The organism is Autumnicola musiva (genome assembly GCF_031846585.1).
Taxonomy (GTDB): Bacteria; Bacteroidota; Bacteroidia; order Flavobacteriales; family Flavobacteriaceae; genus Autumnicola; species Autumnicola musiva.
In genome coordinates, this window is record NZ_JAVRHK010000015.1 from 43,154 (window position 1) to 62,242 (window position 19,089).

General features: G+C 35.9%; 15 protein-coding genes and 1 tRNA gene. 8 read left to right on the forward strand and 8 right to left on the reverse strand.

Annotated elements, in window-relative coordinates:
- Positions 1 to 12 precede the first annotated feature (12 nt).
- Positions 13 to 1,158: a lactonase family protein gene (locus RM539_RS15960; RefSeq protein ID WP_311504415.1), complete on the forward strand. Its 1,146-nt coding sequence runs from the start codon at positions 13 to 15 to the stop codon at positions 1,156 to 1,158.
- Between the two features lie 71 nt (positions 1,159 to 1,229).
- Here the strand turns inward: RM539_RS15960 and RM539_RS15965 are convergent, their stop codons facing one another.
- From RM539_RS15965 to RM539_RS15975, 3 genes are read right to left on the reverse strand one after another with little or no spacing between them, the layout of a single operon-like run.
- Positions 1,230 to 2,141 (reverse strand): succinylglutamate desuccinylase/aspartoacylase domain-containing protein, encoded by a 912-nt coding sequence (locus tag RM539_RS15965; RefSeq protein WP_311504416.1) that lies wholly within the window; start codon positions 2,139 to 2,141, stop codon positions 1,230 to 1,232.
- Positions 2,142 to 2,158: 17 nt separating this feature from the next.
- Complete coding sequence (locus RM539_RS15970) at positions 2,159 to 3,205, reverse strand: glutathione synthetase (RefSeq protein WP_311504417.1); 1,047 nt, start codon at positions 3,203 to 3,205, stop codon at positions 2,159 to 2,161.
- Positions 3,202 to 5,049, reverse strand: coding sequence for a peptidase MATCAP family protein (locus RM539_RS15975; protein ID WP_311504418.1), 1,848 nt, complete (start codon positions 5,047 to 5,049; stop codon positions 3,202 to 3,204). The genes RM539_RS15970 and RM539_RS15975 overlap by 4 nt, the downstream gene beginning before the upstream one ends.
- Before the next feature lie 1,039 nt (positions 5,050 to 6,088).
- Here RM539_RS15975 and RM539_RS15980 point away from each other — a divergent pair.
- The 6 genes from RM539_RS15980 to RM539_RS16005 all read left to right on the forward strand — a co-directional run bounded on the left by RM539_RS15980 (position 6,089) and on the right by RM539_RS16005 (position 13,078).
- A complete protein-coding gene (locus tag RM539_RS15980) occupies positions 6,089 to 6,817 on the forward strand; it encodes a helix-turn-helix domain-containing protein (RefSeq protein ID WP_311504445.1) in 729 nt (242 codons plus the stop codon).
- Between the two features lie 652 nt (positions 6,818 to 7,469).
- On the forward strand, positions 7,470 to 8,681 hold the full coding sequence (locus RM539_RS15985; protein WP_311504419.1) for a molybdopterin molybdotransferase MoeA: 1,212 nt from the start codon (positions 7,470 to 7,472) through the stop codon (positions 8,679 to 8,681).
- Between the two features lie 263 nt (positions 8,682 to 8,944).
- Positions 8,945 to 9,018, forward strand: a tRNA-Arg gene (locus tag RM539_RS15990).
- A 446-nt stretch (positions 9,019 to 9,464) separates the two neighbouring features.
- A complete protein-coding gene (locus RM539_RS15995) occupies positions 9,465 to 10,535 on the forward strand; it encodes a hypothetical protein (RefSeq protein ID WP_311504420.1) in 1,071 nt (356 codons plus the stop codon).
- 50 nt (positions 10,536 to 10,585) lie between these two features.
- Positions 10,586 to 12,208, forward strand: coding sequence for a BCCT family transporter (locus tag RM539_RS16000; RefSeq protein ID WP_311504421.1), 1,623 nt, complete (start codon positions 10,586 to 10,588; stop codon positions 12,206 to 12,208).
- Between the two features lie 12 nt (positions 12,209 to 12,220).
- Entirely contained in the window at positions 12,221 to 13,078 is an 858-nt protein-coding gene (locus RM539_RS16005) for a universal stress protein (RefSeq protein WP_311504422.1), read from the forward strand.
- 345 nt (positions 13,079 to 13,423) lie between these two features.
- Here RM539_RS16005 and RM539_RS16010 read toward each other — a convergent pair whose 3' ends face one another.
- The 5 genes from RM539_RS16010 to RM539_RS16030 form a co-directional block, all read right to left on the reverse strand.
- Positions 13,424 to 14,056, reverse strand: a complete 633-nt coding sequence (locus tag RM539_RS16010; protein WP_311504423.1) for a Crp/Fnr family transcriptional regulator — start codon at positions 14,054 to 14,056, stop codon at positions 13,424 to 13,426.
- 11 nt (positions 14,057 to 14,067) lie between these two features.
- Positions 14,068 to 14,481 (reverse strand): DUF6691 family protein, encoded by a 414-nt coding sequence (locus RM539_RS16015; protein WP_311504446.1) that lies wholly within the window; start codon positions 14,479 to 14,481, stop codon positions 14,068 to 14,070.
- Between the two features lie 3 nt (positions 14,482 to 14,484).
- Complete coding sequence (locus RM539_RS16020; RefSeq protein ID WP_311504424.1) at positions 14,485 to 15,042, reverse strand: YeeE/YedE family protein; 558 nt, start codon at positions 15,040 to 15,042, stop codon at positions 14,485 to 14,487.
- Positions 15,043 to 15,141: 99 nt separating this feature from the next.
- Entirely contained in the window at positions 15,142 to 16,482 is a 1,341-nt protein-coding gene (locus tag RM539_RS16025; protein ID WP_311504425.1) for an MBL fold metallo-hydrolase, read from the reverse strand.
- Between the two features lie 266 nt (positions 16,483 to 16,748).
- Entirely contained in the window at positions 16,749 to 17,564 is an 816-nt protein-coding gene (locus RM539_RS16030) for a sulfite exporter TauE/SafE family protein (RefSeq protein ID WP_311504426.1), read from the reverse strand.
- Between the two features lie 291 nt (positions 17,565 to 17,855).
- Here RM539_RS16030 and RM539_RS16035 point away from each other — a divergent pair, with 291 nt between their 5' ends.
- Positions 17,856 to 19,067 (forward strand): proline dehydrogenase family protein, encoded by a 1,212-nt coding sequence (locus RM539_RS16035; protein WP_311504427.1) that lies wholly within the window; start codon positions 17,856 to 17,858, stop codon positions 19,065 to 19,067.
- Positions 19,068 to 19,089 lie beyond the last annotated feature (22 nt).

Consider the following 19,089-nt stretch of genomic DNA (forward strand, 5'->3'; position numbering starts at 1 on the left):
GTAAAAGTTACTATGAGAAAAATATTAATGGGATCGTTAGTAATAAGTATGGTTTTTACATCCTGTAAAGATGAAAAAGAAGGCAAAAATAATAAACTTGATGATATGAAAGCAGCCTATGTTGGTACTTATACAAGAATAGAAGAACATGTTGAAGGCAAAGCCGAAGGGATATATACAATTTATCAGGAGCCGGAAAGCGGTAGTCTCAGATTTGGAAAAGTTGTAGCCAAAATAACTAATCCTTCCTTTGTTAAAGTTTCAGATGATGGTAAAAATCTTTATGCTGTTAGCGAAACAGGAAGCCGGGAAGGAGAAACCGGTAAGGTTTATGCCTACAGTATTAAAAATAATTTTGAAGTTGAAGAATTAAACAGTTTGTCTACTGAAAGTGCGGCGCCATGCCAGATTGCCATAGACCAGAGCGGAAATTTTGTATTTGTAGCTAATTACATGGGAGGAGTAGTGATGATGTATAAAAGGGAAGAAGACGGCAGCCTCAGGAATCATAAAAAAATTACTCTTGAGAATCCTGAACAATCCCATGCCCATTCGGTAAATATTGATGAAAGTAATGATTATGTTTATATTGCCGATTTGGGGAACGATAAAATCTGGATTTTTAATCTTGACGCCTCTGCGGGAGAAATGATACCAAACGAACAGGCTTTTGTTGAACTGGAAAAAGGAGCGGGCCCAAGACACTTTGCTTTTTCTGAAAATCAGAAGTATGGCTATTCTATAAATGAACTTAACAACACTATTACCGTTTTTGAAAGGAAAGATAACGGAGGACTGAAAATAATACAAACCGTTTCCACTTTACCCCAAAATTTTGAAGGAGATAATTCCGCAGCCGATATTCATCTGCATCCGTCTGGCAATTTTATTTATGGCTCCAACAGGGGGAATAACAGTATTTGCGCTTTTAGGATAGAAGAAGACGGGAGATTATCTAAAATAGGAATCTATCCTACTAATGGGAAGACACCCAGAAATTTTGCTATTGCTCCCGAAGGTGATTTTCTTTACGCTGCCAATCAGGATAGCGGCGGAATTGCGGTATTCAGAATAAATACTGAAACAGGAGAATTAGATCCTGAACTCACTAATGTTGATGCGAAAACACCAGTTTGTATTGATTTTGTGCAGGAATAGAGTCAAAAATTTATAGACATAAAAAGGAGTGATTTTAACCACTCCTTTTTTCATTGCTTATATTCTACAATTTATACTTCCTGGACTACAAAAAATCCGTCATTTCCCTGTGACTGGTACAATGGCATAAAAATATAAGCGTCCCATTCACTTTTTAATTCTTTACCATTTTGTTTTGCCAGAAACTCACCTTTTTCAATTTTCTGAAAATTTTCGTAGCCCGGCTGCATCTCGAAAATATCGTCATCCTCCAATCCGTGGCGGTGAATAATTTCAAAAGTTTTCTGAGTCGGAGCATTTTTTTTAGCAAACCTGTTCACACATTCAGGATAAGTTGAGATCTTTTCCAGATCAAGTTTACAGGCTTCTTTTAAGGCCAGCCATATTACACCTTCGTGATTCTCTACAGAGCGAATATCGGTATGTTGCCCGGCTTCAAAAACAAAACCGGTCATCCCGGTACGGCTTAAATAATGATCAATATCACCAGTAATAATATCGCTAAAACCTCTAATGATGTACGTGGGAAACTTATGGGCCCATTCATCATTATCGTTCACTTCCTGTACAGACACATATGGCAGGCTGGCAGAGGAGGTGGTGTGGCAGTCAAGGAAGTATCTTTTTGAAAAATCCTTTTCCGGATATTTTTCAAGCAGCTCGATAATTTCAAACATCTCTTTTTTCTCATGAGTGTCCTTCTTACCGCTCTTCACATTTTCCTCTGTCCAGGTACGGTTAAGGTCTTCTTCTATATACCTTTTATTCTGGTTGAGGGCCATATGGTTTCCGGAAACACCTATTAAAGTACCTTCAATCTCAGGCTGTGTTTTCTCCAATTCTTTAAATACCCTTTCCAATGCTCTAACGCCACTGGGTTCGTTCCCGTGAATACCACCGGTAACGAAAAGCAATGGCCCTTTATTACCGGAAGTGTATTTTCCAATTATCCTTGGTATTTCTTCATTTAATTCCTCGTTCATAAATCTTAATTTTGAAATTAGTCCATAGTGGCCAGTGTACGATTGGCTAGTGTTCCTTTATAAACATCTTTGTAAGCCACTTTTCGTTCAATTGCTTCAATTACCACATCGGTAAAACTTGGAAGCCCTATATCTTTAAAATGCTCCATGCCTCCCGGGCTCAAAACATTTATTTCAATAAGCTTATCTTTAACAATATCCAGCCCAACGAAGAATAATCCGTCCCTAATTAATTTAGGAGCGGTAAGTTCAATAATACGTTTCATGTCATCGGTTAAATCACTGCTATCTGCCGATGCGCCTAATGCGAAATTACTACGGAATTCACCTTCTCCGGAAACTCTTCTAATAATTGCCTTTTTACCGTCCTGTTCCATTACCCGGCCGTTCATAAGCAATACCCTTACATCTCCGTCTTTTACCGCCGGAAGAAACTCCTGAGCAATTACATATCCCTGGGAACTAATGGTTTCAATTATCTGGTTTACATTTTTTTCATTTTCATCTATAAGAAAAACATCTTTCCCTCCGGAACCTTCCAGGGGTTTTAGCACCATCTTTTTATTCTGTTTTTCCCAAAATTCAAGAAGGTCGTCCTTACTTCGGGTAATTATAGAATCGGGTTTTATAGATTGCGGGAGTTCCTCAAAATAGAGTTTATCAATAAAGGCATGAGAAAGGGCATAGGCATCATTTAATACCAGAACGCCTTCCTGCTGAATCATTCTACCAAAAGCAACACCGGCCTGTTCAGCCCAATCACGTGAATCTTCTTCAGTTGGATTATTCCGAATAAAAAGTACATCCAGGTCTGTAGAAGTAATTCTTTTATTTTTCGCTTTTGATCCCTGAAGTGCTTCCAGGAATTTAGCGGGAGATTTAGTTTTAGTACCCTTTGGCACCTGAGTACTATGAATACTTATAGGCCCGTCATGGTGAAAATTAAAATCACCCACACCCATTGCGTAAACTTCGTGTCCTCTGGAATGGGCCTCTGTCATTAATGCTGTTGATGTTCCATTTTTTTCTGTGGCAACATCGTTTAATACGAAACATATTCTCATTTGGTTATCATTTTTGAGAGAGGGAGTCCCTCTCGGATTAAATTTAATTTTTTTTCTACGTCTTTAGTTAGTAAATAGCTTGGTTTTAAAACTGAAGGTTTTAAAACCTGTCTATCGGTTAATTCTTTAATTACTCTAGTATGTTTTAAGCCGAATTTCCCAGCCAGCAAAGGTTCATATTCGCCGCCGTTTTGTAAATAGGCTCTCAATTCTACAAGACCTTTCAGATAGATAATATCTTTTAAGAATCCGCCTCCCTGCATAATTCTGGAGGTGATATTAAAAGATCTTTCCGGTGAAAACCCATATTCATTTGTGAGTAATCTGAATATTTCCTGAAAATTTCCGCCATTCATCACGGCATTTCCAGCAACAACTCGTCCTGCCAGTGTACGTAATCTGTTTGGTGTTAGTCCATCCACCAGATATTCCGCCATTACGGCAAGACCTTCCTGTAAAGGATCGTAATCTGCCAGTCCTATACTTAATTGCTGAAGGGGCTGGCTTTTACCATTATAATAGGTAAGCACGTGTGTTCCAACCTCATGCTGAATAAGTGCACTCGCTTCCTTTTTATTCATTTTATAATCCTGTGGAATATAAAGCTCGCCATGGGAGACCATCATTACATTTACATCCTTTCTAATATGCACCTTACATTTAAAACTTTCATCCTGTTCTTTGAAATAATCAAATTCGTGCCTGGCCATGCTGCTGAATCCCTTAGAATCAATCAGATCTACTTGTGAAGGTTCCTGTTCAGGAACTTCGTTAAGAAGGGATACAGCTTCCTCATACAATTCATGTTCCACCCCTTTATGAAGTCGCATACTATTGTAAAAGAAATTTCTTGTACCTCTTTCCCCCAACATAGTAATTTGCTGATCTAATTCTTCCCTTTTCTCCCTGAAAATATAAGACATAGCAGGGTCGTCTATATCCTCAATTTTGAGGTTGTAGAGTTTTCTTTTTAGCACATCGGGATCTACCGGGAGCAACCGATAATGATAATCAAGCACCTTTTCAAAATTGCTTTCAAAAAAAGTTTCTTTTATACTGTGAATATTGGCCGGTGATACCAGCCATAGAAATTGATAAGACCTTTCTATAGCAGATAATTTCCGGTCCACCTCAAAAACCTTATCTTTTATTGCCTGCCTTCCCAGGGCATTGTAGCTGGGTACGCCACTGGAGGTTTGTACCCGAAGAAAATCAAACAATGCTATATGCAGGGATTTAATAATATAATCTCTGAAGTTCCGGAAGAAAACAGGATATACTTTTCCAGCTTCATTACGATAAAATGGAGGAATTTCCATTCCTAACAAAACAGCCCCACTTTTTTTGGCATCTTCTACACTAAGTAATGCTTCGTCTCCTTCTTTTTGCCGCTGTTTAGTATCTTTGATTTCTGCCTTCAGGTAAAGGCCGGAATATATTTGATTAATGTTATTTAATTCATCCCTGAGTACCTCTAAGCTGGTAGGCAATTTTTTTGCAGGGCCTCTTAATACAAATGTGTGGCTATCTTCCTCTCCTGCATAAATTTCGAAGAGCATGTAAGATTTAAATTTGCCGGAAAAATGTTCTGCGAGTGCATAGATAAAACGTTGATAATTTTCAAACTCCTTATCTCCAATTATTAGATAAGAAGCTTCACTTATTACCATTCTTTTTGTTCCCGCATCTTTGGACCTGTTACGATATATTACTAGGTATGGTAAATCTTTTTCTATATGAAGTAATCCGCCGCCTGGAAGCTTGCAATTTGTTTCAGACTCTTCTTCCAGGTTTGTTAAAATTTTTTTAATCAATTTTTCAGATAATTCCGATATCTCCAGCATTATTTGAAGTTTCTTTTAATTTTTTTAGGTATCAATAAATTTTTTCAGCCATTAACCCTTTAAAAACGGCGTTTGAAAAGCATTGGCTTTTTCTAAATTAGGAATAAAATCGGGCGTAAATTCCACGTTAAGTTATTTTGGCTTTTATTTAAGATAAGTCCCGTGATCTTCCAAATATCTTAAGGTTTTAGACAAATTTAAATAGAGAAAAAAATTTAAGATATATTACCTTAATTGGATTTGAAGAAAATGAAGTTCTACTAAATTATTAATTCATTTATAATAGCAAATTATAACTTCAATTCCTTATTTGATCACTCCTGTTAAGTTTCTGTTAAAGACTATTTTAACTGCCTTAGGAATACACTTAATATTCTATTTTCGTAGGACTCTCCCCAAGGTTTACAGGAATAATTATCAGCGGAAAAATTTTGCCTCTATTTTGCTGAAATTCCTTTAAACATTTTGACCCAAATCCACTTTTAACCTACAGAAATGGCATTTAAATCATTGTTTAATCCTGCTGTTGACCATAAATATTTTATTATGACATTTCTGCTATTAGTCTACCATTTTTTAACAAGTTTCTGTATTGTTGTTGCTTCCGTTTTTTTGTACAAGACATTAAAGAAAAATAAGACAGAACAAAAATTTATTTCCGAACAGCTACACCAAATAATGCTGCTGCGTAAAAAGAATATGCCTGAAAGTAAAGGTGGGCAGTGATTATTGCCTGTTTTAGGAATAATGGAGTTGTTTTTTCATCAGGCAATATAGAGTCAAAATTTAAAGGTTATAAGATCAGAATGTTTGAATACTGGTCTTTTTAATGATGAGGTATTTCCTTTATTTTATTGGGGTTCTGCCGGAGAAAAACATAAATTTCTGAAGCTAAACTAAGAACATTTCCCAGGTTTTCTACACGAGGTGTTATGCCAGGTTTTTTAAGAATTCCATGCTATCTAACGCCTGCCTAAAAAAGAAAACTATAAGTTTTCACATTCATAAATGATTCCCGTGCCCTAATATCAAACTATTGATGATTCATGTTGAGATTGCAAGAAGGATTAGAAATCTTCGAAAAGAAAGAAATTTTTCCAGACAGTATGTAGCCAATCACCTTCAGATAAATTTAATCGATTACTCAAAACTTGAAAAATCAGATATAGTTATCACAATAGAACAACTGCTTCTGCTGTGTCAGTTATATGGAGTGACCACAGATTTTCTTCTAAGAGGTGATTCTTCTTTATTTCGGATAGCGCCAAGCTCGGGAACAAATTCTGTTGCATTACCTTTAGAGGTAAAGACAAATGTTTATCCTAAAATAAGAATTTTAAACAAGGAAGTACTTACATCAGAAATAAAAAAAGATAAAAGCTTTTACATTGAAATTACAAAAGACTATAATATTAATACCATTTTAAAAGGAGATGTCCTGATTTGTGAAAGAACAACTTCTGCAACTAAATTAAAGACAGGAACTACCGTGGTATTTTTCCTTGAAAATGAAATTATTATTAGAATTTTACTAGAAAATAATTCTGATGATGGATATTTGGTTGTTGAATCTGGGAATTGTAATGAGAGAACAGAGAAAATAGAAATCTCATCACTATCAGGAATATTTACTGTCAAAGGGAAGATAAACCGCCAGGTGTTCAGGAATGATTATAAGAAGTTAATATCTGTTGAAGAAGATTTGGCTTCCTTAAAGGATATTTTGGATGATATAAAGCAAATGGTAAATAAGAAAAAAAAATTTTAGTTCATGGTTTACTTTAGATTGGTGCGGTAAATGCCTGAAAAATCGTTTAAAATTTCTCAATATTTGCTGAAATATTGGTTACGATCTAGGTAATGTTAAGCAGGAAAAACTGGATAAAACATCCTCAAGAAAAACAATGGGGGAGTAATCCTTGAGGATGAGTAGGGTAAGGATACTAAAGTATAGTTATTGAACTAATTAGAAAATTTTTTTCAAGATTTCATTTTTTCCTTGTTGTTATGTCTTAGCTAATGAATTTAAAAGCATTCCTGGAATAGTAGGAATATGGATAAAGACTTAATACATATTATTATAGATTATAATTACTTGAGGTTGTGGTTAAACCTCTGTTAATTCACTTTACATGGTATTCGGGATCTCTCTTACTTCCTATCTTTAATTTCTGAAGCTACCTCTTAATTGGTAGTAGTTCAAAAATGGATATCTGATATGGGGAGAGATATCCATTGCAAAAGGCCTGGGATTCCGGGCCTTTTTCTATTGTAAATTTACCCGTGGGCTTTTACATTACAAATTTTCAACAGATAGTTGATTTAAATCTTCATTATCTAAAACAAAAATCTGCTGTCATATATGAGCATAAACCCCAAAGGTGGTATTTATAAGTAGCAAAAAAATTATACTTTTAAAGATGGGTAAAAATAGAAGCAACACAAAGCGCATGATTTCAGTACATAAAGCCAGAACTCTACTTTCTCAAAATGTTCAAGAGGGAAAGACAGAATATATAGAACTTTCGAATTGTCTTGGTCTCACAACAGCCCAGGATATTTTTTCACCTATAGACGTGCCATCATTTGATAACTCTGCAATGGATGGTTACGCTATGAAATTTACAGGAGAACAAAAAAAATGGAAGAAAGGAGTGGAAATACAGGCAGGCGATACTTCAGAATATATAATGGACGAGGGCTATGCCGCACGAATTTTTACAGGAGCAAAAATTCCAACTGGCGCTGACACAGTTATTCCACAGGAATTAATTGAGAATGATAAACTTACTTATGAAATTTGTTATTTCCAGGATAATATCCGGATGGGTAGCAATGTGAGGCTAAAAGGCTCACAGTGTAAGAAGGGAGACTTAATTTTGAAAAAAGGCACCAGGATAACCCCGGGGATCATTGGATTGCTAGCATCTGTTGGACTTGAAGGTGTTATAGCATATTTGCCGCCAGAAGTAGCTTATGTAATTACAGGTGATGAATTAAAAGATGTAGGAGAACCTTTAAAAACAGGTGAAATTTATAATTCTAACGGACCCATGTTAGAAGCTTTATTAAAAGAGTCGGGTATTAAGAATGTTAAAGCTTTTAAAGCATCCGATAGAAAAGAAGAACTTCAGCAGATAATTAATAAGGCCCTGGAACAATACGAAGTACTTATCTTAAGCGGCGGAATATCTGTTGGAGATTATGATTTTGTGAAAGAATGCCTGCAAAAGGCAGGAGTAGAGGAACTATTTTATAAAATTAAACAACGTCCTGGTAAACCGATGTTTGTGGGAAAAAAAGAAAACAAGTTTGTTTTTGCCCTTCCGGGAAATCCGGGCTCGGTGCTAAATTGTTTTTATCAATATGTAAAACCCTGCCTCAGGATGATGATGGGCGTGAAAAACGCATGGCAACCTAACCGAATGTTGCCTCTGGCAAAAGATCAACAAAAAAAAGCAGGATTAACATTTTTTGTAAAGTCAAAAATATCAGATGAAAAAATTGATGTATTGGGAGCACAGCAATCTTTCAATTTGCAGGCATTTAGTGAGGCCAATTGTGTTGTGGAACTGGATGAAGAAAAGGAAATAGTGCCTGCGGGTACACTTGTTCCGGTGTTTTACTTTTAACGAACACCGGGTTTTAAGAGAAGCGGGAAAGATAGTTGATATTTTCACCCTTATCTTAGTATTAAAAGAATTAAGTGTTGTTGGTAGGGTCAACAGGGATAGCAACTTCATATATAAATACTGGAAGTTAAGAGTTAGTTTTTATACCTTGATTTTTTAGTTAATTGATTTTATCCCATTCCGGGAATAATTTAAATTTTGTTTTTTTATAAAAAAATCATTGTTTTATTTATAAAGAGATATATATTTGCAACCGCAAAAATGGTCTCGTAGCTCAGTTGGATAGAGCATCTGCCTTCTAAGCAGACGGTCACAGGTTCGAATCCTGTCGAGATCACTTTTTTAGCTTTAAATAAACCAGAATATTGATAATTGTTTGATTTTCAGTATTTTGGTTTTTTTAATAAATTTAGGTAGCTACAGAAGTCGGAATTCCGGCGGTCCAGATTTATTCCAAAAGGCTTGATCAAATCGCTTTATCAAACTAAAATTAAGTACTCAATACATTTGTTTATTTTTATCAGGCCACCTAAGGCGGAAAAGGGAAATCCTTGATTACCTGTTTGCAGAAATTTCTGATTTTGAAATCCAAAGTATAATTTTACTACTAGGTTGGAATTATATAATGGTGTCCGGAGCCATTATCAACCTTTAACACAGCATCAGAACGGTTGTTTGGTACCTTTAATATTAATATATCTCAGCTAATTCAGTTCAATGTATTATATCCACTGGAAAATAAAATTAGTTTTTTTTGTAGTTTGTCTCATTCCCTGTAATTATATGGCTCAGGAAAAACCTAAAGTGGATTTTGGTGGGGCTTTGCGGTTCAATTATAACCTTTCATCTTGGAAACCAGAACAGAAAAGAAGAGGTGGTGATTTTGGATACGATATGTTTAGAGTAAATGCAGTTGCCACTTACCAGGATATTTATGTAAATGCGGAATATCGGTTTTACTCGGAATCTTTTGGTGGTGGAATGTTAAAGCAGGGCTGGTTGGGCTATAAATTCAACGAAATGGATGAGATTCAGCTGGGGCTCACTCAGGTTCCTTTCGGGATTCAGCAATATAATTCCCATAACTGGTTTTTCAATTTGGGTTATTATATGGGATTGGAAGATGATCATGATATGGGAGTGAAATTCACACATGCAGGTAAAAAAATTGAATATCATCTGGCCTATTTCAAAAATGCAGAAGAATTACGGTTTGGTAACGATTCGGCAATTTCCCATAGCAGATATTCCTATGATGTGGCAGGAAATAATAAGGAAGTAAATCAGGTAAACGCAAAGTTATCATACAAATTTGGAAATTTTTTGGAGTCCCGTGCCGGATTTTCTGTACAATACGGAGGATTGTATAATATTAATACCGCAGAGATGGGAAATCATAAGGGTTTTGCCCTACATTATGAATTCGACTATAGAAAATGGAACCTGAAATCTGAAGTCATGCTTATTTCAAATAATCCTGAAAATGAAACCGGGGTTTCAGATGAAATAATTAGTATGGCCGCATATGGGGCAGCTTATGATGTGGCTGCAGATTTTAACCTATACACGATAGCAGTTTCACGAGATGTGCCGGTAAACTGGGGACCTGTCTCAAATCTTCAATTTTACAATGATTTTGGATATATGCAAAAGCAAAATGTCTCATTTGAAGATTCTTTTATGAATGTAACGGGAGTAGGAATTAAGGCAGGTAACCTTTATACTTATATTGATTATGCAGCGGGATATAACCATTCCTGGTTAGGGGGTAACTTTGTTGATGATTTCGCAGAAGGTAATCCTGATGCAAAGTGGGAGGCGAGATTTAATATCAATTTTGGTTACTATTTTTAGTACTTAACATTGAATACACTGAAAAATTATAACAGATAAAATAAATAGCTATGGCTAAAAAAATTGTAAGAAGTGATGAACGAAAATCAATAATGGGGCTGGATGTGAATGGTCCGGTGTTTTTCACTTCTTCGATCTTTATAATTATTAGCATTACCCTTACATTGATTTATGAAGAACGTGCAGAAAAGTATTTTGATGCCATCCAGGATTTTGTCGCTAACAATGCTGGCTGGTTCTTTGTGCTGTGCGTAAATATTTTTCTTGTATTTGTAGTTTACCTGGCTTTTAGTAAATATGGAAATTTACGTATAGGAGGAAAAGGTGCCAAACCGGAATTTAAAACCCTCTCCTGGTTTGCCATGCTCTTTAGTGCAGGCATGGGTATTGGTCTCCTTTTCTGGAGCATAGCTGAACCGGTTACTCATTTTATGAATCCCCCTCTTGCCGAAAGTGGTAGCCCTGAAGCTGCGCAACAGGCAATGAATTTTACATTTCTGCACTGGGGGCTCCACGCCTGGGGAATCTACGCACTCGTTGGGCTTTCGTTGGCTTATTTTACCTATTCACACGGTTTGCCTTTAACCATACGTTCGGTTTTTTACCCTATTCTGGGTGACAAGATTTATGGAAAGAGAGGTGATATTATTGACATATTTGCTGTGCTGGCTACCTTATTTGGACTAGCTACTTCCCTGGGATTGGGCGTACAGCAGATCGCTGCGGGCCTAAATCATGTTTTTGGAGTGGATAGTGGGCTTGTGACTCAGGTTATACTTATTGGGGGAATTACCGCTATCGCCACCACCTCGGTGGTACTGGGAGTTGATAAAGGAGTGAAGTTCCTGAGTGAATGGAATATGAGAGTAGCAGTTGTTTTATTACTATTGGTTGTAATTCTTGGGCCAACCATTTTCATATTTCAATCTTTTGTTCAGAATACAGGAAGTTACTTATACAGTTTTTTAGAAATATCTTCATGGACTGAAAGCTATACAGGCAGAAACTGGCAAAATTCCTGGACGGTTTTCTATTGGGGCTGGTGGATTGCCTGGTCTCCATTTGTAGGGATGTTCATAGCAAGAATCTCCAAAGGACGTACTATTCGGGAATTTATTCTTGGAGTTCTTCTGGTTCCATCGCTAATTACATTTTTTTGGATCTCGGCATTTGGAAGTTCTTCCATTCAGCAGGCACTATTAGGAGATGAAAATATTGTTAATGCAGTTAATGATAATGTGGCAACAGCACTTTTTGTTTTTATGGAAGATTTTCCATTTTCTGTAGCTCTAAATGTGATTGGTGTGATTCTGATTGCCGGTTTCTTTGTGACTTCTTCAGATTCCGGTTCTCTTGTAGTAGACAGCCTTACCTCCGGGGGTAAGATTGACGCTCCTGTAGGGCAAAGAATTTTCTGGGCTGTTGCTGAAGGGGCTGTAGCAGCAGTGCTTTTAATTGGGGGAGGTTTACAGGCTTTGCAGACGGCCTCTATAGTCACAGGGCTTCCTTTCGCATTTATTCTTCTGTTTATGTGCTATTCTCTTTACAATGGTGTGAAGGAGGAATACCAGAAAATAGAGGAGAAGAGGACCCAGAAAGAGAAGGAAAGTTATGAAGAAGTAATCTCTGATATTATTAAAAAAAGAGCCACAAAACATAAAGATAACCAGTAAGAAATTTTAATTATGAAAAGGATAAAAAATATTCTTGTAGCACTTGATCTGTCCGTGATGGATGAAAAAGTAATTAAATATACTTCATTTATTGCCGCAAAGCTGAAGGTTGAAAATGTTTATTTTGTTCATAATATTAAAAAATATGAGATTTCTGATCTTTTTGAAGAGCATCTTAAAGATATAAATCTGGACGAAGTAATAGGAGAGGAGTTAAATGAAAAGGTGAAGGTTAATTTTAAGGCTTCGGTAAACTGGGAGGTTTTAATTTCTGAAGATCCCTATAGTGAAACGCTTATAAAATATATTGCAGAGAAGTATCAGGTTGATCTGGCAATTGTTGGCAACAAAAAGAACGAAAGAGGTACGGGAGTGGTAAGTGGTAAATTACTACGCCTGCTCCGCTGTGACGTACTTGCAGTTCCCGCCTCTGCAAATGAAAAAATTGATGTTATCTGGGCAGCGATAGATTTATCGCAGGAATCCAGGAAAATTTTTACCCGCACAAGAGAAATTCAGGAAGATAATGGCAGTATTTTGAAGGCGGTTCATGTTTATAGTGTGCCTGTTCAATTTTCACCTTACATATCTCCCGAGGCTATGGAGCCCAAGGTAGAAAAGCATGTGAATGAAAAAATAAACAAATTCTTAAACAAACTGGAATATCCACATTCTGTAGAACCAATAATATTTTTAGGGAGAGAGTCTGGCGCAGCCCGAAAGATTCAAACCAAGATGTTATCTGGCGGAATAGACCTTCTTATGGTCTCTGACAAAGGAGGGAATAATTTTTCACCATTTGCTGTTGGAACAGTAACTGAAGAATTGTTTAATGCAGATCTTGATGTACCGCTTTGGGTTGTGAAATAGGATCTAAAAAGAATATCTTATTAATTCTGAACCTATCTTCCTTATCTTTTAAAGATAGTTCTGCCAAAGATGACTGTTTTCAGCATTTTTGCTGCCTTTCCAGAAGTATTAATTTTATATTCTTCCCACCCATGGAGCAGGCAAAAAACTGTCCTGACTCTTGAAATACGTTTAAGTGGCATAACCGGATAAATGCAGGAAGCATTTTTGATACAGCCTTCAGATAAAATCTTGCTAATATTTAGGATAAAAAAACACATAAATAAGAGATTATCCTGAAGAATAAGATATTTCATCTCTCTGCATAATCTAATTTTTCTTAGAAGGTTTGAATTGAGTTAAGTATTATAGATCAAATACTTCCAAGCTGTTTCTCCTGAGAGCAATCCTGCCTTCTTTTTCCAGGTTTTTCAGTAATCTGGAAATCACAACTCTTGAAGTATGCAAATCATAAGCAATTTCCTGATGCGTAATCTCCAGAATTTCATTTTGATTTACTTTCGCCTTATCCCGTAAATACTGAAGCAACCTTTTATCCATCTTAAGAAACGCGATTGAATCTATTGAATCCAGCATCTCTTTAAGCCTGGTATTATAACTTTGAAAAATAAAGGATCTCCATGATTTATAATTTATAATCCATTCCTCCATTTTTTCAACAGGAATCATAACCAAAACAGTATCTTTTTCAGCTACGGCTTTAATTTCGCTTTTACTTCTGTTTAAACAGCAGTTTAATGTAAGTGCGCAGGTATCTCCCCTTTCCAAAAAATATAGGAGCAGTTCATCTCCATCATCATCCAGCCGGGAAATTTTAATTGCACCTTCTATTAACAATGGTATGGAAGTAACAAAATCTTCTGCTCCAAGAATAATTTCTCCTGATGGTATATTTCTTAATACTCCAATTTGAGCAATTTCATCTAACAAATCTTCTTCAAAAACAATTGAAAAAGCATCGTACAGAGATTTATCCATTATATTTATTTTTAATGAGGTAGCTTGGCACGGATAAGTCCGTATACAAAAGTACCCAGTAGCGCCGCAGCTATAACTACAAGAATTGAAATATAACCAGAACCGGCAAGTACATACATAGGTCCCGGACAGGCACCTGTTAGAGCCCAACCCAATCCAAAAATAATTCCACCAAAAAGGTAACGAGGTATACTTTTCTTTTTTGGTTTTAACTGCATTTCGCGCCCGCCCAGGGCTTTTATATTATTTTTTTTAATGAACTGCACACCAAGAATACCAAGAAGTAAGGCAGAACCAATTATGCCGTACATATGGAACGATCCAAATTCGAACATTTCATATATCCTAAACCATGAAGCCGCTTCCGATTTATACATGATAATCCCAAAAAAGAATCCTATTATTAAATAAGTTAAATATTTCATCATTTAAAATATTAATGGGTAAATAAAATGAATCATAATCAAGCCTCCTATAAAAAAGCCAATTACAGCAATTAATGAAGGCAACTGAAGATTACTTAATCCAGAAATGGCATGACCGGATGTACAACCACCGGCATATCTTGCACCAAAACCAACCATAAAGCCACCTGCTATTAATACAAATAAAATGAGCGGACTGTTTAAATTCTCTACCGCAAATATTTCAGTAGGCATGTAGGCCTCTCCTGCACTATCTATTTGATACTCTGTTTTCAGTTTATCTGCAATTTCATCATTTATTTCAACTGCGTTATTGGAAAGATAGGTGGAAGCAAAAAAACCGCCAAGTACTGCGCCAAGCACAACCGTTAGGTTCCATCTCTCTTTTTTCCAGTCGAATTTAAAAAAATCAGCTGCTTTTCCAGCCCCGGTTGCAGAACACATAGTTCTTAGGTTAGAGGACATACCAAATTGTTTACCTGTAAACAACAATGCAAACATTGTTGCCGCTATTAAAGGACCTGAAATATACCAGGGCCAGGGATCATATATCCATTCCATATATTCTTTTTTTCGTATTCTACTAATATAAATTTATAAAGTAGGTATGTAACTTCTGAACAAATTCGCCTTCCATCATCTATACCTTTTTAGGTATTATCAGGAGTTATATTTTTTAATATTATCACCTAAATCATAAACCGCTACTTCACTAAATTCGTTTTCTAAGATACTACTTCCTGCGGCACTACGATACCCTCCGGCACAATGAACAACCAGTGGTTTGTTTTTTGGAAGATCCCCAAGATTTTCACGAAGCTCATTTAAAGGAATATGATATGCTGTTTTGAAAAATTTCCCCTGGTCTACTTCACTTTTATTACGTATGTCCAGAATAGTGTATTCTTTTTTATTTCTATCAAAAGCTTCTAAATCAAATTTTTCAGAAGAACTGGAGACTTTATCTGATAAGGTTAATATTCCTTTCAGTTGTTTTTCATAGCCTATTTTAGCCACTCTCTCCAGTATTTCATCCAGCTTGCTTATACTTTCTATGACCAAATAATACTCTTCCTGCGGATTAACAATAGCGCCCAGCCAGGTTTCGAATTTATCACTTTGGGACCTGGCCATAATATTTATGCTATTTGGTAAATGTCCATCTTTATAAGCTTTTTGATCCCTGGTGTCAACTATAAGATATTCATCCCTAATATTTTCTATATTTAATTTTAGCGGAATGTTATATTTTGATCTTTGCACATTTTCTGCTCCCTTACGGTTTAAATCAACATCAAAGCCAAAATAGGAAGGAATGAAGGGCTGATCTTTTAAAATTTCTGAAATAAATTCCTCTTCACTTTGATCTTTAAATGCCCAGTTGCCCATACGTTCATTCCCCAGGGTACTACTATTGGCATCACTTAAATTTTTTCCACATAGCGAACCAGCACCGTGAGCGGGATAAATTATTGCTTCATCTGGTAGGTGATTGAATTTTGTCTGTACAGAATGATACATCATTTGAGCAAGTTCCTCACGCTTTGCTTTGGTATTTCCTGCATTTTCCCTTAAATCTGGGCGGCCCACATCTCCAATAAGTAAAGTATCTCCTGTAAACAGAACATGCTCATCATTTTCAAATGCATGTAAAGTAAGACTATCCGGAGAGTGGCCGGGAGTTAATATAGGCTCAATAGTAATATTCCCAATATTGACACTGTCGCCTTCATCAAAGGCGCTATGGGGATAACTTACCCCAGCATTTTTACTGATATAAATGCGAGCTCCTGTTTCCTGATGTATTTGAAGGTGGCCGCTTACAAAATCTGCATGTGGATGTGTTTCAAAAACTGCAACAATTTTGGCAGCTTCTTCCTCAGCATATTTGTAATACTGGATGGGATTTCTACCGGGATCAATTACGGCCATTTTTCCATTGCTTACCAGAGCGTAAGAGAAATGGGATAAAGCATCGTCTTTAAACTGTTTTATTTTCATATTCATATTTTTTATAAAATTCGCCAATCTGATGGGATGCTACAGTAACATTTGTTACGCTGTAAACAGGATTTATTTTTCTGTTTAGATCATTCTGAGAATCATATCTCTACTGATTATGGTCTTTTTTTTCCAAATAATCAATGCTGAAAGCATCATTATTAAAAAACAGGTACTCATTTTAAAAATGATTGCATTCCCATAAATTTGATTTTGCAATTACATTTTTATTCCTGAATTGCTGATATTCGATTTTGAAATCCAAATTATGCTTTGACAAAGAATTCCATGTAGAAAACAAATCCCGCCATTAGGAATACAAAGTAACCAAACCCCTTTTTTAAACGTTCACCATTTATATAATTACTTAAATATGAACCCATAAAAATACCCGCTAAAGAAAGAATTAGGATTACTCCCAGAAATGTCCAGTCTATTTCCATAGTCATGGCATCCCCAAGAAAAAATCCAAGCAGGGATTTAAAAGCAATTATAATTAAAGAAGTGCCAACTGCTGTTTTCATTTTGATGTTAGCGAAAATAACCAGGGCAGGAATTATTAAAAAACCACCCCCGGCTCCAATTATTCCGGTTATACCTCCTACAATTAATCCCTCAGCGATAATAAGCGGATAATTATAATCTACAGGTTTAAGTTTTTTATCCTCCAGGTTTAATTCTTTTTTCTGAAGCATGGAGAAGGCGGCCGGAATCATTAGAATGGCAAACAACCCGAACATGCCCATCCTTCGGGTAAAAGCAAAATGCTGTATATAGAAAAGAGTATCAGGTAGGGCAGGGACCACGTAGTGTCTTATGATAATAACTCCTATTACAGATGGCAGCCCAAAAATAATAGCAGTTTTCCAATCCACATGGCCTTTATAGTGCTGCTGTATACCACCTACAAGTGCACTGGCTCCAACTAGAAATAGAGAATAGGCTGTAGCGATCCTTTCCCCCATTGAAAATAAGTATGCAAGTACCGGAACTGCGAGAATTGATCCACCACCACCTATCAAACCAAGTGAAATTCCTATTATAAGTGAACTTATATAACCAAATGCTTCAAGTAATTCCATTTCACCAGACTTTTAATATGCCCGGCAAAATTAGAAGTATGTTCCGGAATTTACAGTAACAATTGTAACATTACTGCTTTTTAAAAGTAGCAGACTATTAAAAACCAATGCTATTTTACTTAACAGATCGTACTTAACTGTGAAAAATATCCTAATTGAAAAATTAGATTTTATAGTTTTTTTAAGTTTAGTTTATTGATAATTATATAGCATTCGCCAAATATCAATTTCAATTGGTTAAGGTCTGCTAAATTGAATGTAGGTATCATTATTCCTTTGTATGTTAGGCGTATGATAAGACAGAAAATATTTAACAATACAGAAACCGCTTTTAGATTAAAATCGGATTTAGAAATTAATCGTGCAATCTTGTTGTTTGGAGTAATGGGAAAGCCTTCATTAATAAAACCAGGAATTGCGCTTACTAAATTTTCATTAAAAGCTAAACTTCCAATCCAGCCATTAATTAAAAATACCATTTTTGACCAATTTTGCGGGGGTATAAGTATGGAGGATTGTAAACCTATTATTAGGGAAATGCATGAAGTAAATCTTTCCAGTATTTTAGATTATTCAGTGGAAGGGAAAAAATCAGAAAAAGAATTTGAATCAGCTTATGAAGTAAAGAAAAAGTTGATAAATTTCGCCAGGGAAGAAAGTGAAATTCCTTTTGCAATTTTTAAACCTACTGCTTTAGGTAAATTTAGTATCTGGCATAAAGTAAGTTCTCATGTAAGCCTTAATGCCAAAGAAGAAAAAGAATGGGAAAGGGTTCAGGCAAGGGTTGAAGGACTTTGTGAAGAAGCTTCCAGGTTAAATGTAAGATTGTATGCAGATGCAGAAGAGAGCTGGATGCAGGATGCCGCAGATGAACTTATGGTGGATATGATGAGGAAATATAACAAAGAGGAAGCCATCATTTTTAACACCTTGCAATGCTACAGATGGGATAGGATAGATTATTTAAAAGAACTTCATAGTATTGCTAAAAAAGAAGGTTTTAAAATTGGAGCTAAGATTGTTCGTGGTGCCTATATGGAAAAAGAAAACCGACGGGCCAGAAAATTAGGAAAGCAGTCACCAATTTGCGAAACTAAAGAAGCAACCGATGTTAACTTCAACAGTGTTATGGCATATTGCCTGGACCACCTTGAGGAAATTTCAGTATTTATTGGTACTCACAATGAAATAAGTAATTATCTGGCTCTACAGATTATGGAAGACAGGGGGATTTCAAAAGATGATCCAAGAGTATGGTTTAGTCAGTTATATGGTATGAGTGATCAAATTAGTTACAACCTGGCCAATAAGAAGTATAATACAGCTAAGCTTGTTCCTTTTGGACCTGTAAAAGATGTAGTTCCATATTTATTAAGAAGAGCAGAAGAAAATTCTTCGGTTAAAGGACAAACAAGCCGTGAGCTGAATCTACTAAATAATGAAAAGAGTAGGAGAAAAGGCCTTCCTTCCAGGCACGAAAGGCTGGAGAGTGAAAGTTTTTAGAAACTTATCAGTATAAATCATC

Excerpts from the sequence above, each read along its gene's own strand:
- RM539_RS15960 (WP_311504415.1), top strand. The coding sequence starts at position 13 with ATGAGAAAAATATTAATGGGATCGTTAGTAATAAGTATGGTTTTTACA.
- RM539_RS15965 (WP_311504416.1), bottom strand. The coding sequence starts at position 2,141 with ATGAACGAGGAATTAAATGAAGAAATACCAAGGATAATTGGAAAATAC.
- RM539_RS15970 (WP_311504417.1), bottom strand. The coding sequence starts at position 3,205 with ATGAGAATATGTTTCGTATTAAACGATGTTGCCACAGAAAAAAATGGA.
- RM539_RS15975 (WP_311504418.1), bottom strand. The coding sequence starts at position 5,049 with ATGCTGGAGATATCGGAATTATCTGAAAAATTGATTAAAAAAATTTTA.
- RM539_RS15980 (WP_311504445.1), top strand. The coding sequence starts at position 6,089 with ATGATTCATGTTGAGATTGCAAGAAGGATTAGAAATCTTCGAAAAGAA.
- RM539_RS15985 (WP_311504419.1), top strand. The coding sequence starts at position 7,470 with ATGGGTAAAAATAGAAGCAACACAAAGCGCATGATTTCAGTACATAAA.
- RM539_RS15995 (WP_311504420.1), top strand. The coding sequence starts at position 9,465 with ATGGCTCAGGAAAAACCTAAAGTGGATTTTGGTGGGGCTTTGCGGTTC.
- RM539_RS16000 (WP_311504421.1), top strand. The coding sequence starts at position 10,586 with ATGGCTAAAAAAATTGTAAGAAGTGATGAACGAAAATCAATAATGGGG.
- RM539_RS16005 (WP_311504422.1), top strand. The coding sequence starts at position 12,221 with ATGAAAAGGATAAAAAATATTCTTGTAGCACTTGATCTGTCCGTGATG.
- RM539_RS16010 (WP_311504423.1), bottom strand. The coding sequence starts at position 14,056 with ATGGATAAATCTCTGTACGATGCTTTTTCAATTGTTTTTGAAGAAGAT.
- RM539_RS16015 (WP_311504446.1), bottom strand. The coding sequence starts at position 14,481 with ATGAAATATTTAACTTATTTAATAATAGGATTCTTTTTTGGGATTATC.
- RM539_RS16020 (WP_311504424.1), bottom strand. The coding sequence starts at position 15,042 with ATGGAATGGATATATGATCCCTGGCCCTGGTATATTTCAGGTCCTTTA.
- RM539_RS16025 (WP_311504425.1), bottom strand. The coding sequence starts at position 16,482 with ATGAAAATAAAACAGTTTAAAGACGATGCTTTATCCCATTTCTCTTAC.
- RM539_RS16030 (WP_311504426.1), bottom strand. The coding sequence starts at position 17,564 with ATGGAATTACTTGAAGCATTTGGTTATATAAGTTCACTTATAATAGGA.
- RM539_RS16035 (WP_311504427.1), top strand. The coding sequence starts at position 17,856 with ATGATAAGACAGAAAATATTTAACAATACAGAAACCGCTTTTAGATTA.